Origin of the sequence: Streptomyces roseicoloratus (assembly GCF_004117935.1) — a bacterium.
GTDB classification, from domain to species: Bacteria; Actinomycetota; Actinomycetes; order Streptomycetales; family Streptomycetaceae; genus Streptomyces; species Streptomyces roseicoloratus.
In genome coordinates, this window is record NZ_SDOY01000086.1 from 73,954 (window position 1) to 89,539 (window position 15,586).

Here is a 15,586-nt window from a genome sequence, read left to right on the forward strand (position 1 = left end):
TCATGGCCGTTCACTGGACGCTCATGGCGGTCCACTGGACGGTCATGGCGGTTCACCGCACGGTCGTGTCGGCTCACTGGACGGTCATGGCGGCGGTCATGTCGGCTCACTGGACGGTCTCCTCCTTTCGCGCGGTGCGGCGGGAGGCGCTGCCGGCAGCTCCGCCGCTGTCACCGCTGGAGGTATGGCCGGAGACGGGACCGGAGGCCCCGACCGGCTGCGCCTTCGCCGAAGTGCGCAGCACCTCGTACTCGGACAGGTCGACGGTCCGCGTCTCGCGCCGGAACTCGCCCGTGGTGCCCGGCCACAGCGTGGTGTTGCGGCCGTTGGCGTCGAGGTACCAGCTCTCGCAGCCGCCCGACTTCCAGACCGTCCGCTCCATCCGGGACTGCACGCGGCGGTTCCAGGCGTGGACGGCGGAGGGCCGGGCGGCGAGGGCGGCGCGTCCGCCGGGGCCGGAGGGGGTGAGCAGGTCCAGCTGCCGCAGGTAGTCGGCCATGTAGTTCAGCTGGGACTCGATCATGAGGATCATGGAGGAGTTCCCGAGGCCGGTGTTGGGGCCGATGATCGTCATCCAGTTGGGGAAGCCGGCCGCGGTCGCGCCGCGCAGCGACTCCATGCCGGTCTTCCAGTGCTCGGCGAGCGACCGGCCGTCGGCGCCGATGACGCGCGGGGCGATCGGCATGTCGGTGACGTGGAAGCCGGTGCCGAAGATGATCGCGTCGACCTCGGTCTCGGTCCCGTCGGCGGCGACCACGACGTCGCCCCGGACCTCCTTGAGACCGGAGGCGACGACGTCGACGTTGGGCTGGGCGAGGGCCGGGTAGTACGCGTTGGAGAGCAGGATCCGCTTGCAGCCGAGGCGGTACGAGGGAGTCAGCTTCGCGCGCAGCTCCGGGTCCTTGATGGCCCGCGCGATGTTGGCCTTGGCCAGCCGCTCGACCAGGCCGAGCCCGTCGGGCCGCTTGGTGAACGCGCTGACCTGGAGCTCGCGGATGCCCCACAGGATGCCGCGGCGCGCGGCCGCGGTGAGCGGCAGCCGTCGGTGCAGCCAGCGCTCGGGGCCGGTGATGGCGCGGTCCACGCGCGGCATCACCCACGGGGGCGTGCGCTGGAAGAGGGTGAGCCTGCCGACCTTCGGCTGGATGGACGGCACGATCTGGATGGCGGAGGCACCGGTGCCGACCATGGCGACGCGCTTGCCGGTGAGGTCGTAGTCGTGGTCCCAGCGGGCGGAGTGGAAGACCTTGCCGGTGAAGCCGGCGAGTCCGGGGATGTCGGGGATCCGCGGGTCGGAGAGCGGGCCGGTGGCGGAGACGACGACGTCGGCCGAGAAGGTGCCGCCGCTGGTCTCGATGTCCCAGCGCAGCTCGTCCTCGCTCCAGGCCATTCTCATGACCTCGTGGTTCAGGCGGAGGTGCGGCCGGAGCCCGAAGGTGTCGGTGACGTGCTCCAGGTACGCGCGGATGTGGCGCTGGCCGGAGAAGGTGCGCGGCCAATCGGGGTTGGGAGCGAAGGAGAAGGAGTAGAGGTGGGACGGGACGTCACAGGCGCAGCCCGGGTAGCTGTTGTCGCGCCAGGTGCCGCCGACGGAGTCGGCCCGCTCCAGGACGACGAAGTCGGTGATCCCCTCACGGCGCAGCCGGACGGCGGCTCCGAGCCCGCCGAATCCCGATCCGATCACCGCCACCCGTACGTGCTCGTGCTTCGCCATGCCGCCTCCCGTGCGCCCGGCCAAGATTCCGCCAGCAATCACTGGCACAGTCGGGACTGTAGAGCAGCGGCATACCGAGCGGTAGGGGTAAGGCCGGGGAAAGTTACCGGCGGTACAACATAGGCTGGCGGCGTGGCAGAGCGATCGGGAGACCAGACGGATCCGGCGGAGGCGACGGGTACGGCGCCGGAGAGGGACGCGACCGGCGGTACGGTGCCGGAGAGGGCCGAGACCGGCGGTACGGCGGGGACGAAGGATCCCGCGGGGCGGACGGGAGCGGGCAGCGAGGCACCGGCCGGCGGCCCGGCCGACAGCTCGCCCGACGACTCACCGAGCGGCTCGGCCGACGAGACGTCAGACAGCAGCTCGACCGCCCACTCAGCGGACACCGCACCCACCGGCCCCGGCCCCAGCACCGGCTCCGGCCCCAGCTCCCGTCCCGGCCCCAGCTCCCGCCCCAGCCCCCGCGAGTACCGGATGGCCGACCTCGCCGCCGCGGCCGGCATCACCGTCCGCACGCTCCGCTTCTACCGCGAACGCGGGCTCGTCCCGCCGCCCCGCCGCGAGGGCCGGATCGCGTGGTACGACGAACGCCACCTGGCCCGGCTGCGCACCATCTCCGCCCTCCTGGAGCGCGGCCACACCCTGAACGGCATCGCCGACCTCACCACCGCCTTCGAGTCCGGCCGTGACGTCGGCGAGGTCCTGGAACTGGGCGCTCCCACCGAGGAGGAGCCCGTCCGCCTCACGCCCGAGCAGCTCGCCGACCACTTCGCCGGCGAGGTCACCCCCGAGAACCTGGTGGCCGCGCTCGACCTCGGCTACCTGGCCACCGACGGCGAGGACATCGTCCACATCAGCCGCCGCCTGCTCGACGTCTCCTCCGCGCTCGTCCGCGAGGGCGTTCCGCTGGCTGCCGTCCTGGAGGCGGGCGGTCGGGTCCGTGAGCACGCGGAAGCGCTCGCGGAGCTCTTCACGGAACTCCTGGCCAAGTACACCGACGCGAAGGACGACGTCCAGCGGCTGCGCCCGCTGGCCAAGAGCGTGGTGGAGGCGGAACTCTCCCTCGCCCTCGACCGCCGCCTGCGCGGGACCTCCTGAGAACCCCTGAGACCATCTCCTGAGAACCCCTGAGACCGCCTGAGACCACCTCCTGGGAACCCCTGAGACCACCACCTGGGACCTCCTGAGTACCGGACGAGCCAGGCCGCTCCCGGTCCGGGTCGACGCCGACCCGAGGGCGACCGGCACACGTGTCGCGGGTCGCCGCCTCCCGCATCCGGGCCGGGCCGCGGCCTTCAGGAGCCAGGACGCCTAGAGCTCGTAGACCGCGGTGACGGGCGCGTGGTCGCTCCACCGCTCCGCGTGGGTGGCGGCCCGCTCCACGTACGCCTTGACGGCCTTGGCGGCGAGTCCGGGCGTGGCGACCTGGTAGTCGATGCGCCAGCCGGTGTCGTTGTCGAAGGCGCGGCCGCGGTAGGACCACCAGGAGTACGGGCCGTCCTGCTCGGGATGGAGGGCGCGGACGACGTCCACGTAACCGCCGTCGCCCTCATCGAGGACTCGGCTCAGCCAGGCCCGCTCCTCGGGGAGGAAGCCGGCGTTCTTCTGGTTGGCCTTCCAGTTCTTGAGGTCGGCCTCGCGGTGGGCGATGTTCCAGTCGCCGCAGACGACGACCTCGCGGCCATCGGCGGCGGCGCGCTCCTTGAGCTCCTTCAGGTACGGGAGGAAGGCGTCCATGAAGCGGATCTTCTCGTCCTGCCGCTCGGTGCCGACCTCGCCCGAGGGCAGGTAGAGGCTGGCGACGGTGACGCCGGGCAGGTCGGCCTCGACGTACCGGCCGCTGCTGTCGAACTCCGCGACGCCGAAGCCGATCCGTACGGCGTCGGGCTCACGCCGCGTGTAGAGCGAGACGCCGGCGCGGCCCTTGGCGGCGGCGGGCGCGTGGACGGTGAACCAGCCCTCAGGGTCGCGGACCTCGGCGGGCAGCTGCGCCGCCTCGGCGCGCACCTCCTGGAGGCAGACCACATCGGCGGAGGTCCCGGCCAGCCATTCGACGAAGCCCTTCTTCGCGGCGGCGCGGAGACCATTGACATTCGCGGTCGTCAGTGTGAACAAAACATGCTCCTCATCGGGGCGGCACCCGTGTCACGCCCAGGGGTCAGGCTCCCACATCGGATGCAGCTCGACGCCGAATCCCTTCCCCTTCCGCACCAGAGCCACCCGGCGTAGGAGCTGCTTCAGCATGCCGTTCATCTCAACCGCGTTCAGCAGCTCCCACTCCTCCGCGAGACCGACGATGACAGGCTCGTAGTCCGTCTGCCTTGGCGCGAGCTCCACCACGGATACCCGCTCAAGTGCCGCCATGGTCGCCGCCTGCTGCTGGCGAATGCGGGCAACAGCATCCTCGTACTCGCCCGGTCCGTAGTCGTCCGGGTTCATGGCCCGGTCCGCACGGAGGTTGGCCAGCGCCTTCTTCTGCTTGGCGGCTTCGCCCTCGAGGCGCGCTCGCTCGCGGGCCGCTGTCGCTCGCCGGTCACCCGCCGGTGCGCGCTGCGCCGGCGCGCTGGGCGCCGCGTCGATGTCGACGGCAGCCTTGCTCAGCACCCATTCGTGCACGAGCTTCTCGACCTCGGCTCGCGCGGCGTACACCCCTTCGCAGCCATGCTTACTGGTTGTGGCGCGGCGCCCGCACATGTAGTTGTGGCCCTTGATCGAGGTGGGGCTGCCGTTGACGATGCGGATCGCGCTCTGGATGGGTGTGGTGCCGCGGCAGCCCGCGCACCGTACGAGGTTGGTGAGCGGGTAGAGAGCGGTCCGGGCGCGAGGCGGGGTCTTCTTCATTTGCTGCCGGCGGTCCTGGTATCGCTGCCAGATCTCGAGGTCGATGAGTTCTTCTTGGGCGCCGGGGAGGAAGACGGTGTTCGGGCAGTTCCCCTTCATGGAGGTGGAGCATTTGCACTCGGGGTTGTGGATGCGGAGTAGGCCCGCGCAGAAGCCGGAGTCCATGTAGCGGATGAGGGTCTGCACGGTCCACAGGCCGCCGCGGGTGGTGCGCCAGCCGCTGCTGTTCATCTCGTTGAGGAGGGCGTAGAACGGCTCGCCGTCGAGGTACTGCCGGTAGCGGTCGGCCATGACGGGGCCGGTGTCGGGGTCGGCGATGTACTTCTCGTCCTGGAGGGTGAAGCCGCCTTTGCCGTCGGGTAGACGTCGGGGGTGCCAGATGTAGCCGAAGCGGGGGCGGCCGGTGGCGGGGAGGTGGAGCTTGTAGCGGCGGTGGTCATGGGTCTCGCGCCACTGTTCGCCGCGGACGTCGGATTCATAGGCGGCGAACTCGAAGAGGATGCCGCGGTGGAGGCGGCCGGTGGCGGTGCGGGCGTCGACTTCCTCCGTGGCGGAGGCGAGTTGGCCGCCGACATCCTCGAGGCGCTTGAGGTTGATGGGGACGCCGTCGCGGGTGCGCCCGAAGCGGTTGTACTTCCAGACGACGATGCCGCGTGCTTCGCCGCGTTCGACCCGTTCGATGCCGCTCATGATCTTGCGCTTGAAGTTGCGGCCGGTCATGTCGAGGTCGGTGATCCAGTCAGTGATCCGGCGTCGGGTGCGCTGAGCCCACGCGGTGATCGCTGCCTTCTGCAGCTCTGGGCTGATCTTCTCTTCTTTCCAGGTGGAGACCCGGATGTAGCCGAGCCAGGGCTCCCACTCCTCTTCGGAGTGAGAGCCCTGGAACGTTTCGGGGATGCGCCGTGTCACTGTGCCTGCCGTTCGTGCTGCCGTGGGAGGGCGGGGCGGATCGGTACGACGGTGCCCCCGGACGGAGGGGTGTCCAGGAGGCCGAGGGTGACGTGCTGGAGGCCGAGCTTGTAGCCGGCGTTGTGGATGTCTTCGCGCTCGCGGTCGGTGAGGCGGGCGGTGTGGCGGAGGGTGGTGCAGATGAGTCCGGTTGCTGTGGTGGTGGTGGCGAGGATCCCGGTGCGCATGGCGGTTGCGCTGTCGAGGATCATGCCGGTCAGCCCGACGCCGAGGCTGATGGTGAACAGTGTGCTGAGCAGGGTGAGCAGGATGCGTGTGGACACTGACGTACCTCCGTGCTGGTCAGTTCTGTGCGGCCTGCCCCCCGCTCCGTCGGCGTCGTCTACGGAGGGTGTCAACCGTGTTCCGGAATAGCTCCCGATCGAGTTCGTCGTCGATCCCGAGGGCGTCGGCGGCTTCGTCGGTAGTCATGGGGTGGGGGGTTGGCGGTGGGTTCTGGACGGCTCGGAGTTCGGATTCCTCGAGGATGCCGGCCCTGACGAGGACCTCGCCTAGGGGGTGGTGGATGGCGTCGGCGAAGAGGGTGAGGACCTTGATGTCTTTGACGTCACCCGAGTTGATCAAACGTCCGACGCTGGCGGCGCTGATGCCCGAGTCCTCGGCGAAGCGGGTGCGGCCGCCGCTGCGAAGGCCGCTGACGTCGTAGCCCTGGCGGGTGATCTGCTCTTTTGCCCAGGCTGCGAACGCGGCGTTGGCGCTGATCTTGTTTTTCATGCTTGAAAGATAGCGCGACACGCGATGCCACGGAACACCCCCTTTCGGCCACCGAATATCGCTCGGGCGTGCGCATTAAAAATCGAACAGGTGCCCCTGACCTGTAGTTGAACCTCGAACGCCCTACAGAACGTAGGAGTCCGGCGTCACTCTGTCAACAGTGAAGGAACCGTAAAGGCTGAACCCCAGCCCGCCACATCTTTCACGCGTGACAGATACGTGCTACCTTTCTCTCACGCCAGACAGATCTGTCAGGCGGGAAAGGTACGACGCATGTACGACCGAACCCTGCTGCGAGCCGCAGCAGCTGCCGAAGGGCAGCACAACTACGTAGACCTCGCCCACCACTTGAAGGTTGCACAGTCCACGGCCTGGCGCCTCTGGTACGGCAAGAACGCCCCGAGCATCGAGACCGCCAGCAAGGTCACCAAGGCCTACGGCCTGACCCTCGCCCAGCTTCTCGAGCCAGCCGAGGCCGCCACATGAAAAGTCAGGTCGTCATCCCCCGCGCCCAGTGCATCACCGGCGCTCGCGCCGTCCTGGACAAGGCCCGCCAGCGGATTGCAGCGGACTACGCCGCCGGCCGCCTCTCCCCCGAGCAGACGGCCGTGTACGAGCGACTGATCGCGAAGAGCCGCGCTGCGGCCGCTGCCTGACCAAACGAATACGGGGCCGCTCCGTCCGACCGGAACGACCCCCGGCACCTCACCACACAGAAATGAGGACACCGTGTCCATCAACCTTACCCGTCCGACCCCGGTGACCCCGGTGCTGCCGGCGCCGTTCGACTCGCGTGACGCGCTGCTGCACGCCTTCGCCGTCACGGAGAAGGTCATTGCCGAGCTGGCCGATCGGCCGTCGAGCGTGACCATCGACGAGTACGACGGCGCGTACCGCGTCCAGGTCTACTTCCACCGCCAGCCCGCCCAGGTGCAGCGGTTCGCCGCGCGGTACTGCGTCGAGGTGCTGGTGGACGCGCACTACAACGGGGACACGTCGACGTACACGTGGGCTGAGGTCCGGGTCGACGGTGTGTCGGTGCGCGGGTGGGCGCTGCTGCGCCACGAGGAGCGTGCGGCGTGAATGCGCGGCGTGTGCAGGCGGCGGAGGGTGTGATCCTCGCGGCGCTGAAGACGAGGCAGACGGCGGCTGGTGTCGCGATCGCGTTGGAGTCGGCGTGCCTGCTCCAGTCACCCGAGTCGGCGGCCGAGCAGCGTCGCACGGTCATCGCCGAGCGGGACGCGCAGATCGTCGCGTGGCTGGCGAAGAAGGCCGGTGAGTACGGGACGTCGAACCGCGACAGCAGGACGGCGTCCGAGGCGGTCGGCCGGATGGCCGACAAGCTGAGCCGCGGCGCGGTCCGTGACGACGAGACCGGGGTGTCGCAGCTGTACGGGCTGCGGGCCGAGAACCACCGGCTGGTTGCCGAGGTGCGACGGCTGGAGGCGGAGCGGCATTCGACGAACGAGGAGCTGTCCAAGGCGGTCGAGCGGGTCGCCGAGCTGGAGGCGTTGACGCCCGCGCCGATCCAGACCTGCCGGACCTGCGGCGCCGGGTACACGTACGGCCAGCCGTGCAGCACCTGCGAGTTCGAGGCCCGCATCGCCAGCGAGCTCGCGGCCCGGCAGCTGGAGGACCCGCACGACTCGCCGCTGCACCACGACTACGCGGTCGGCCGCGACCTGCCCATCGCCCACCCCACCGACGCCGGGAGCGCCCTGTGAGCACCACCCCGAAGCCCGTCCGCGGCCCGATGCACATCGAAGCCACCGCACTCCACATCACCGCCGACGTCACCCCGCTCGTCGAGAACAACGTCCACGACCTCCTCGACCTCCTCATGGAAGAGGACCTGTTCGAGGCGTTCATGGAACTCGCCTGCACCGAGCCGACCGGCGAGCACGACGGCCACGCCCCCGACCGCCTGGCGTTCGAGGAGCTGAAGGACCGGCTCGTCGAGCGGCTGGCCACGAAGGTGGCGCTGACCGGCAGGCAGGCGTTGGGGATTGCGGACCAGATGCGCCGGCTGGGTGCGGCCCGCTCGGTTCCGGGTCAGCAGGACCGGAGGTGGTCTGCGTGACCGCCGACGAGTGGAACGCCCTGTACCCGGTCGGTACCCGCGTGCTCGCCTACCCCAACATCCGGCCCGATCACCCGATCGCGGTCGCCGTCCGCCGGGCGAAGGCCGAGGGCCGGTTCGTCGAGCCCCGTGACGCCGACCTCGCCCGCGGCCTGGACACGGTCACCCGAACCCGGGCATGGACCCTCGGCCACGGCAGGCCCGTGGTGGCGGTCGACGGCTACGCGGGCGGCCTCTGCCTGACGCACGTCTACCCCGGCGGCTTGTGCCCGACGTGCCGCCGCAACTTCGAGGGCTGCACCTGCACCGGAGGTGTCCGGTGATGCCCGGGATCTGGCGCGGCTGCGCCTGCGGCCTGCTCCTCTCTGCCGTCCTGTGGGCGCTCATCGCCCTCACCGCCATCGCCACCTGGAGCGCCCTGTGACCACCACCGTGCAGACCGGGGCCGTCCAGGCCCCGGCCGCCGGCCCGATCACCGGGCCCGGCATTTACCCGAACCTGGCGGTCGAGGAGTACCACGCGCACCGCGAGTCCCTGTCGTCGACCGGCGCCCGCACGATCCTGAAGGCTCCGGCCCTGTTCCGCCACGAGCAGGATCACCCGCAGCCCCGCCGGGCCGTGTTCGACTTCGGCACCGCCGCGCACAAGCTCGTGCTCGGCGACGGCCCGGAGCTGGTTGCGGTCGACGCCGGGGACTGGCGGACGAAGGCGGCCCGTGCCGAGCGCGACGAGGTCGAGGCCGCGGGCGGGATCGCGCTGCTGGCCGCCGACTACGACCGCGTCCACGACATGGCCGACGCGCTGCGCCGCCACCCGATCGCCTCCGCGGTGTTCGCGCCGGGCGCCGGCCGTCCGGAGCAGTCGCTGTTCTGGACCGACAGGCCGACCGGGGTCATGCGGCGGGCCCGGCTGGACTGGCTGCCGTACCCGCGGGGCGGCCGGCTGATCGTCGCCGACTACAAGACCACCGTGTCCGCCTCGCCGGAGGCGCTGGCCCGCACGGTCGACACGTACGGCTACCACCAGCAGGCCGCGTGGTACCTCGACGGCGTCCGCGCCCTCGAACTCGGCGACGAGTCCGCCGTGTTCTTGCTGGTCTTCCAGGAGAAGACCGCGCCGTATCTGATCACCGTGGTGCAGCTCGACCTGCTGACGCTGCGGGTCGGCGCCGCGAAGAACCGGCGCGCCCTGCAGGTCTACGCCGAGTGCACCGCCTCCGGCCGCTGGCCCGGCTACGTCTCGGACGACCAGCCCCACTTCCTTTCCCTGCCCCCGTGGGCCCTGGCCCGCGATACCGAGGAGTACCTGTGACCCAGCAGAACATCGAACGCATGACGCCGGCCGCCGCCCCCGGGCGGGTCGGGCAGGGCACGGCCGTCGAGCAGTCCCGTGCCGTCGCCGAGGTGCAGGCCGCGATCGTCGTCGCGCAGCAGTGCCCGCGGAACATCTCCGCCGCGATCGCCGAGATGCGGCAGTCCTGCCAGCAGCCGTACCTCGCGGAGCGCGCGTTCTACCGCTTCCCCCGCTCGGGGCAGACCGTGTCCGGGCCGTCCGTCCACCTCGCCCGGGAACTCGCCCGCTGCTGGGGCAACGTCCAGTACGGCCTCGCCGAGCTCCGCCGCGACGACGAGTACGGCGAGTCGGAGATGCAGGCGTACGCCTGGGACGTCGAGAAGAACACCCGCAACAGTTCCACCTTCATCGTCCCGCACAAGAGGGACCAGAAGAACGGTCCGAAGCAGCTCACGGACATGCGGGACATCTACGAGAACAACGCCAACAACGGTGCCCGCCGGGTCCGCGAGGCGATCTTCGCGATCCTCCCGCCCTGGTTCGTCGAGGAAGCGAAGGAGCTGTGCACCCGCACCCTGCGGGACGGCGGCGGCAAGCCGCTGAACCTGCGGATCGCGGACGCGGTCAAGGCCTTCGAGGGCATCGGCATCACCGCCGACCGTATCGAGACCAAGCTCGGCCGGCCTCCGGCGAAGTGGACCGACCACGACGTCGCCCAGCTCCAGATCAGCTTCCGCTCGATCCAGCAAGGCGAGATCAGCGCCGAGGACGAGTTCCCCTCGCTCGTCTCCCTGTCCGAGCTCACCGGCAACGCCCCGGTTGGGGAGGTGGCGTGATGCGACTCCCCTTCGTCTCCCGCCGCTACGCCCGTGGTGCTGTCGCCGCCGCCACGGCAGGCCTCCGCGCCGACCTCGAAGCCGCCCGCGCCGAGCTCGCTGACGCCCGTATCGACCTCGCCAACGCACGTGCCGCTCGCCGCAAGGCCGAGACCAGCCTGACGCAGGAACGGAAGAAGCAGCGTGCCGTCGCGAGCTGGCGCCACACGGACGACGGCCGCCTGGCCCGCGCGTTGCGTGCCGTCGCCGCGCTGCGGGCCGAGGCCGCCGTGCAGCGCCGTGTCGAGCACCGCCTCACCAACCAACTCCTCGACGCCACCGGCTACCAGGGCGACCCGCTCCTCCCCGCCGCCCGCGCCCTGCTCGACCTCGACCCGGAGGACCCGAAGTGAACGCGCTCCTCAACCGCCGGACTCTCGCCGCGGACTCCACCGACGGCTTCGCCGGGGCAGGCGGCTCCTCGACCGGCATCCGGCAGGCCGGCGGCATCGTCCGCACCGCGCTGAACCACTGGCGCCTCGCCGTCGACGTCCACAACGCCAACCACCCCGACACCCTGCACGACTGCGCCGACATCTCCCAGGTCGACCCCCGGCGGTACCCCACCACCACGTTCGCCTGGTTCTCACCCTCGTGCACGAACCACTCCGTGGCCAAGGGCGCCCGCCGTCACCGCGACGCCACCCCGGACCTGTTCGGCGAGGTCCTGCCCGACGAGGCCGCCGAACGATCCCGCGCCACGATGTGGGACGTCATCCGCTTCGCCGAGCACCACCGCTACCGGGCCATCATCGTCGAGAACGTCGTCGACGTCCGCGACTGGATCCTGTGGCCCGCGTGGATCTCCGCCGCGCACGCCCTGCGCTACCGCTCGAAGTTCGTGTGCCTCAACTCGATGCACGCCCAGGCCCTCGGCGACGGCGCCGCCCAGTCCCGCGACCGCGGATACACCGTCCTGTGGCGAGAGGGCGAACGAGAGCCCGACTTCGACAAGTGGACCCGCCCGACCGCCCACTGCCCGCGCTGCGACAAGCCGGTCCGCGCCGTCCAGGCGTGGAAGAACCCCGCCCGCCAGTACGGCAAGTACCGGGCCCAGTACGTGTGGCGCTGCCCCACCACCCGCTGCCACACCGAAGTCTTCCCCGCGGTCCGGCCGGCCTCCGACATCATCGACTGGTCGCTGCCCGCGCAGCGGATCGCCGACCGGGCCCGGCCGCTCGCCGACAAGACGATGAAGCGGATCCGCGACGGGTTCGAGGCGTACGGCCAGCCGCTGGTGGTGCCGGTCGAGGGCCGCGACGGTAAGCAGGCCCGGAGCGTGGACCTGCCGATGCGGACGTGCACGGCCCGCAACGAGACCGGCATCGCCGTCCCGCCGTACATGGTCGAGCTCCGAGGCGGCGGCTCCAGCCACCGGCCCGTCCGCGACCCGCTCGCCACCGTGTGCGCGTCCGGCAACCACCACGGCCTGGCGGTCCCCGACCTGATCGTCCCCTACTACGGCAACGCCACCCCGCGCCCCGCCGCCGAGCCCATCCCCACCGTCACCACGGTCGACCGGCACGCCCTGTTGCATGGCGCCGTCGTCGACACGGTCGAGGACCTCGGGTTCCGGATGCTGGAGCCGGCCGAGTACGCCGCAGCGATGGAGTTCCCCTCCGACTACGTGTGGCTCGGCAACAAGCGGGAGCGCGTGCGCCTCGCGGGCAACGCCGTCACCCCGAACGCCGCCCGCGACCTGTTCGCCATGATCTCCGAGGCCGTCCTTGGCGAGGAGCGCGAGCTGATCGGGGCCGCGCTGTGACCGCCACCCAGACCCCCGCGGCCGGGATGACCCGCCTCCCGGCCGCGGGCACCAAGCCGCTCGTCATCGGCCTCGACCTGTCCCTCACCTCTACCGGGATCGCCGGAGTCGACTGGGCCGACCAGCTCAAGCCCCGCAACAAGGGCCACCGCCGTTTGTCCTGGCTCCGCATGGAGATCTTCGACCGCACCAAGGCCGCCGACCTCGTCGTCGTCGAGGGCCCCTCGTACGGGCACGGCGCTCTCGCGGGACACCACGAGCTCGCCGGGCTGTGGTGGCTGATCACCCACGACCTGTGGCGCCGTGACCTGCCGTACGCCGTGTGCCCGCCGGCGCAGCGCGCCATGTACGCCACCGGTAAGGGCAACGCCTCCAAGGGCGAGGTTCGCGACGGCGTGCAGCGGCTGTTCGGTGTCGAGTGCGAGGGAGCGGGTCGGTACGACAAGGCCGACGCCGTGTCCCTCGCCTGCCTCGGCGCGGCGTGGCTGGGCTACCCGGCCGCCGACCTCCCCGCCACCCACACCCGCGCCCTGAACGGCGTCGCCTGGCCCAACACGATCCCGGCGGTGGCCGCATGAACATCCGCAGCGACATCGCCGAGCTCCTCCGCGCGGGCTGGTCCGGCCGCAAGATCGCCGCTCACTGCCAGGTCAGCACCAACAGCGTGCGCAAGGCCCGCGAAGCCCTCAACCTCCCCGCGCACAAGCCCGGCCCGACTCCGGCCGGCACCGTTGAGGATCTGTTCTGGCGCCGGGTCGAATTCACCATCGACGGCCACATCCTGTGGCCCAACGCCTCGGTCGGCATCCGAACCGGGCACAACGGCCCCCGCATCAGCGCCGCCCGCCTCGCCTTCCGCATCCGCCACCAGCGCGAGCCCGTCGGCAAGGTCACGCCGGGCTGCGGCCGGGCCCGTTGCGTCGCACCGGCCCACGTCGAGGACCGGCCCATGCGCGACGCCCTCAACAGCACGTTCGCCGCAATTTTCGGAGGGGTCCTGTGAGCACCCGAGGCATCAGTACGGACAAGACGCCTGACTGGCGCGACCAGGCCGCCTGTCGTGTTGAGGACGCCGACGTCATGTTCCCCGACCCCAGCGACAAGCGGGGCACTCGGATTGCGCAAGCCATTTGTCTGGCCTGCCCCGTCCGACAGCAGTGCCTGGAGCACGCCATGGCTGTGGAAGGGGGGTGCCGCCGGGAGTCTCGGTACGGCGTGTTCGGCGGCCTCGACGGCGATCAGCGCTACCGCCTCTACTGCCGCCTCCGCCCCAGTCACGTCGCCCGCCTCACGCGCGTCGCCGCCTGAACCACCCGCCCCACGTACGAGAGAAGGCACGATGCCCTGGTTCAAGATCGACGACGCTTCCCACAGCCACCCGAAGTTCGTGGCCGCGGGGAACGCGGCGATCGGCCTGTTCGTGAGGTGCGGGGCCTACTCCGCTCAGCACCTCACCGAGGGCATCGTGCCCGGCGTCATCGCCCAGCTGTACGGCACCGCCCCGCAGGCCGCCAAGCTCGTCAAGGTCGGCCTCTGGCACGGCGCCAAACACTCCTGCTCCCGCTGCCCGCAGCCGGCCGCCGGCGACTACGTCGTCCACGACTTCTTCGAGGGCGGCCGGAACGCCACCCGCGCACAGGTTGAGGCCAGCCGGAAGGGCGCCGCCGAGCGGGCCGCGAAGAGCCGCGCCGCAAGAAAGCGCCCCGGAATCGACGACGAAACGAAGAACATTCATCGTGCAATCGGCAACGAATCGGAGCCGAATCGAGACGGAAACGAACCCCACTTTTCCGACTCCGCCGCTGGTCAGGGGCACCTGTCACACCGCACGGGCCTCCCAGGCGTCACGCTTACCCAAGCCACATCCACGCCTAGCCAGGTACTTCCTTCGGAAGTACCTCCTCCCCCTACCCCCTCCGTGAACCACAGCACCGAGGTGGTGGCCGCCAGCAGCGGACGAGGAGAGGTCGAGCCCCTCATCCAGGCCATGGAGCACCGCGGCATGCGCGTCTCCTGGACGTTCAGCAGCGAGCAGTGGCTCGAACTCCGCGACGCCGTACGCCGCGTCGGGGTCGCCGCCCTCGTCGACCACGCCGAGCGCGCCTGGAAAGCCGCCAAGACCCAGCCCTACTCGGCCCGCTACTTCCTCGCCGGATGGGCCGGCCTCCAGACCACCACCTACACCGGGCCCCGCCCCATCACCGGGCCGCCGTCGGCCGCCCAGTCCTACCTCTCCGAGATGCAGCAGATCGCCGCCGAACTCCGCGCGGCAGAAGGAGGCATGCAGTGAAGCCCTCCGAGATCCCCCAACTCCTCGCCGAGATCGCCCTCGCCGACCACCGCGTCCGACGCACCGACCCCATCGAACTCCGCGCGCAGATCGCCATGTGGGCCGGCATCCTCGCCGACGTCCCCTACGACGCCGCCGTCCGCTACGCCCACGAGCACTACACCAAGAGCACGTGGCCGATCCTCCCCGCCGACATCGCCACCCGCTGGACCGCCGCCGTCGCCGACCGACTCGGCCGCCACACCGGCACCTTCGAACCTCTGGCCCACCCCGAGGTCGACCCCGACGACCAGTACGGCGACGCCTACCTTGCTGCCCTCAAGGCCGAACGCCGCGCCGTCGCCACCGGCCACCAACCACCCAACGAACTCCGCGCCATCACCGCCGGCCCCGCCGCCGAAGAAGTCGACAAGCGCCTGAAGCAGATGGGCGCCTACATGCCGCCCGCCATCAAGGAAACCCTCGCCGAGTTCCGGCCCGACGCCGTCGAACGCGAACGCCTCATCCGCTCCGGCCTCGCCGACCCGCGGTCCGTCCCCTGCCCGTGGGCCGCCTGCCGCGCCCCCTCAGGGCAGCGCTGCCGCACCAACGGCCGCGACCGCCACGACTACCACCCCACCCGCATCGACGCCGCCACAGCAGCCCTCAGGAGCGCCGCATGACCACCGCCGCCCGCCGGTGGCGGCCCGACGGCCCCGGCAGCTTCCAAGCCCCACCCGACGTCACCGCCGTACGAGACCGCACCGGCCGCCTCTGGACCCGCAACAAGCCCCGCACCCGCTGGACCTCAGGCGGCCCCCACATCCGCTGGCGCACCCTCGTCGCCGAACACGGCCCCATCACCGAGGAGCACACCGCATGAACGCCGCCGAACCCACCACAACCGCCCCAGCACTCTCCCTTCCCGCCCTCGCCGTCACATGCCCCGCATGCGGCTCCAAGCCCGGCGAACTGTGCACCTCCCACAGCGGCACCCGCCCCCGCCGCAACGACGTCCACCGCGCCCGCACAACCGCACACAACACCCCCACCACCTGAAGGA

At 70.9% G+C, this 15,586-nt stretch carries 23 protein-coding genes; 18 read left to right on the forward strand and 5 right to left on the reverse strand.

Going from position 1 to position 15,586, the window contains the following annotated elements; all coding sequences use genetic code 11:
- Positions 1-106: 106 nt before the first annotated feature.
- The gene (locus tag ESG85_RS07460) at positions 107-1,714 is read right to left on the reverse strand and encodes a flavin-containing monooxygenase (protein WP_128977241.1); all 1,608 of its coding nucleotides are present in this window, start codon (positions 1,712-1,714) and stop codon (positions 107-109) included.
- 477 nt (positions 1,715-2,191) lie between these two features.
- Here ESG85_RS07460 and ESG85_RS07465 point away from each other — a divergent pair, with 477 nt between their 5' ends.
- Positions 2,192-2,815, forward strand: coding sequence for a MerR family transcriptional regulator (locus ESG85_RS07465; protein ID WP_128977299.1), 624 nt, complete (start codon positions 2,192-2,194; stop codon positions 2,813-2,815).
- A gap of 213 nt (positions 2,816-3,028) precedes the next feature.
- Here ESG85_RS07465 and ESG85_RS07470 read toward each other — a convergent pair whose 3' ends face one another.
- From ESG85_RS07470 to ESG85_RS07485, 4 genes are read right to left on the reverse strand one after another with little or no spacing between them, the layout of a single operon-like run.
- Positions 3,029-3,832 (reverse strand): exodeoxyribonuclease III, encoded by an 804-nt coding sequence (locus tag ESG85_RS07470; protein ID WP_128977242.1) that lies wholly within the window; start codon positions 3,830-3,832, stop codon positions 3,029-3,031.
- 30 nt (positions 3,833-3,862) lie between these two features.
- The gene (locus ESG85_RS07475; protein ID WP_246094866.1) at positions 3,863-5,467 is read right to left on the reverse strand and encodes a recombinase family protein; all 1,605 of its coding nucleotides are present in this window, start codon (positions 5,465-5,467) and stop codon (positions 3,863-3,865) included.
- Entirely contained in the window at positions 5,464-5,790 is a 327-nt protein-coding gene (locus tag ESG85_RS07480; RefSeq protein WP_128977243.1) for a hypothetical protein, read from the reverse strand. The genes ESG85_RS07475 and ESG85_RS07480 overlap by 4 nt, the downstream gene beginning before the upstream one ends.
- A 19-nt stretch (positions 5,791-5,809) precedes the next feature.
- The gene (locus ESG85_RS07485; RefSeq protein WP_128977244.1) at positions 5,810-6,241 is read right to left on the reverse strand and encodes an XRE family transcriptional regulator; all 432 of its coding nucleotides are present in this window, start codon (positions 6,239-6,241) and stop codon (positions 5,810-5,812) included.
- A gap of 273 nt (positions 6,242-6,514) precedes the next feature.
- Here ESG85_RS07485 and ESG85_RS07490 point away from each other — a divergent pair, with 273 nt between their 5' ends.
- The 17 genes from ESG85_RS07490 (at position 6,515) to ESG85_RS07565 (ending at position 15,582) form a co-directional block, all read left to right on the forward strand.
- Positions 6,515-6,727: a helix-turn-helix domain-containing protein gene (locus ESG85_RS07490; protein ID WP_128977245.1), complete on the forward strand. Its 213-nt coding sequence runs from the start codon at positions 6,515-6,517 to the stop codon at positions 6,725-6,727.
- The gene (locus ESG85_RS34880) at positions 6,724-6,897 is read left to right on the forward strand and encodes a hypothetical protein (protein ID WP_164986185.1); all 174 of its coding nucleotides are present in this window, start codon (positions 6,724-6,726) and stop codon (positions 6,895-6,897) included. Before ESG85_RS07490 ends, ESG85_RS34880 begins: the two co-directional genes overlap by 4 nt.
- Before the next feature lie 73 nt (positions 6,898-6,970).
- Positions 6,971-7,324 carry a hypothetical protein gene (locus ESG85_RS07495; protein ID WP_128977246.1) on the forward strand — a complete coding sequence of 118 codons (354 nt, stop codon included), beginning with the start codon at positions 6,971-6,973 and terminating at the stop codon, positions 7,322-7,324.
- Positions 7,321-7,965 (forward strand): hypothetical protein, encoded by a 645-nt coding sequence (locus ESG85_RS07500; RefSeq protein ID WP_128977247.1) that lies wholly within the window; start codon positions 7,321-7,323, stop codon positions 7,963-7,965. Before ESG85_RS07495 ends, ESG85_RS07500 begins: the two co-directional genes overlap by 4 nt.
- Positions 7,962-8,321: a hypothetical protein gene (locus ESG85_RS07505; protein WP_128977248.1), complete on the forward strand. Its 360-nt coding sequence runs from the start codon at positions 7,962-7,964 to the stop codon at positions 8,319-8,321. Before ESG85_RS07500 ends, ESG85_RS07505 begins: the two co-directional genes overlap by 4 nt.
- Positions 8,318-8,644 (forward strand): hypothetical protein, encoded by a 327-nt coding sequence (locus ESG85_RS07510; protein ID WP_128977249.1) that lies wholly within the window; start codon positions 8,318-8,320, stop codon positions 8,642-8,644. The genes ESG85_RS07505 and ESG85_RS07510 overlap by 4 nt, the downstream gene beginning before the upstream one ends.
- 97 nt (positions 8,645-8,741) lie before the next feature.
- Positions 8,742-9,632, forward strand: coding sequence for a PD-(D/E)XK nuclease-like domain-containing protein (locus tag ESG85_RS07515; protein ID WP_128977250.1), 891 nt, complete (start codon positions 8,742-8,744; stop codon positions 9,630-9,632).
- Positions 9,629-10,450, forward strand: coding sequence for a hypothetical protein (locus ESG85_RS07520; protein WP_128977251.1), 822 nt, complete (start codon positions 9,629-9,631; stop codon positions 10,448-10,450). The genes ESG85_RS07515 and ESG85_RS07520 overlap by 4 nt, the downstream gene beginning before the upstream one ends.
- The gene (locus tag ESG85_RS07525) at positions 10,447-10,842 is read left to right on the forward strand and encodes a hypothetical protein (RefSeq protein WP_128977252.1); all 396 of its coding nucleotides are present in this window, start codon (positions 10,447-10,449) and stop codon (positions 10,840-10,842) included. The genes ESG85_RS07520 and ESG85_RS07525 overlap by 4 nt, the downstream gene beginning before the upstream one ends.
- A complete protein-coding gene (locus tag ESG85_RS07530) occupies positions 10,839-12,254 on the forward strand; it encodes a DNA cytosine methyltransferase (RefSeq protein ID WP_128977253.1) in 1,416 nt (471 codons plus the stop codon). Before ESG85_RS07525 ends, ESG85_RS07530 begins: the two co-directional genes overlap by 4 nt.
- Positions 12,251-12,832 carry a RuvC family protein gene (locus tag ESG85_RS07535; protein WP_246094867.1) on the forward strand — a complete coding sequence of 194 codons (582 nt, stop codon included), beginning with the start codon at positions 12,251-12,253 and terminating at the stop codon, positions 12,830-12,832. Before ESG85_RS07530 ends, ESG85_RS07535 begins: the two co-directional genes overlap by 4 nt.
- Entirely contained in the window at positions 12,829-13,257 is a 429-nt protein-coding gene (locus ESG85_RS07540) for a hypothetical protein (protein ID WP_128977254.1), read from the forward strand. Before ESG85_RS07535 ends, ESG85_RS07540 begins: the two co-directional genes overlap by 4 nt.
- Positions 13,254-13,562 carry a WhiB family transcriptional regulator gene (locus tag ESG85_RS36885; RefSeq protein WP_219825166.1) on the forward strand — a complete coding sequence of 103 codons (309 nt, stop codon included), beginning with the start codon at positions 13,254-13,256 and terminating at the stop codon, positions 13,560-13,562. The genes ESG85_RS07540 and ESG85_RS36885 overlap by 4 nt, the downstream gene beginning before the upstream one ends.
- Before the next feature lie 31 nt (positions 13,563-13,593).
- On the forward strand, positions 13,594-14,544 hold the full coding sequence (locus tag ESG85_RS07550) for a mucin-2 (protein ID WP_128977255.1): 951 nt from the start codon (positions 13,594-13,596) through the stop codon (positions 14,542-14,544).
- Positions 14,541-15,206 carry a zinc finger domain-containing protein gene (locus ESG85_RS07555; protein ID WP_128977256.1) on the forward strand — a complete coding sequence of 222 codons (666 nt, stop codon included), beginning with the start codon at positions 14,541-14,543 and terminating at the stop codon, positions 15,204-15,206. The genes ESG85_RS07550 and ESG85_RS07555 overlap by 4 nt, the downstream gene beginning before the upstream one ends.
- Positions 15,203-15,406 carry a hypothetical protein gene (locus tag ESG85_RS07560; protein ID WP_128977257.1) on the forward strand — a complete coding sequence of 68 codons (204 nt, stop codon included), beginning with the start codon at positions 15,203-15,205 and terminating at the stop codon, positions 15,404-15,406. Before ESG85_RS07555 ends, ESG85_RS07560 begins: the two co-directional genes overlap by 4 nt.
- The gene (locus ESG85_RS07565) at positions 15,403-15,582 is read left to right on the forward strand and encodes a zinc finger domain-containing protein (protein WP_128977258.1); all 180 of its coding nucleotides are present in this window, start codon (positions 15,403-15,405) and stop codon (positions 15,580-15,582) included. Before ESG85_RS07560 ends, ESG85_RS07565 begins: the two co-directional genes overlap by 4 nt.
- Positions 15,583-15,586: the final 4 nt, after the last annotated feature.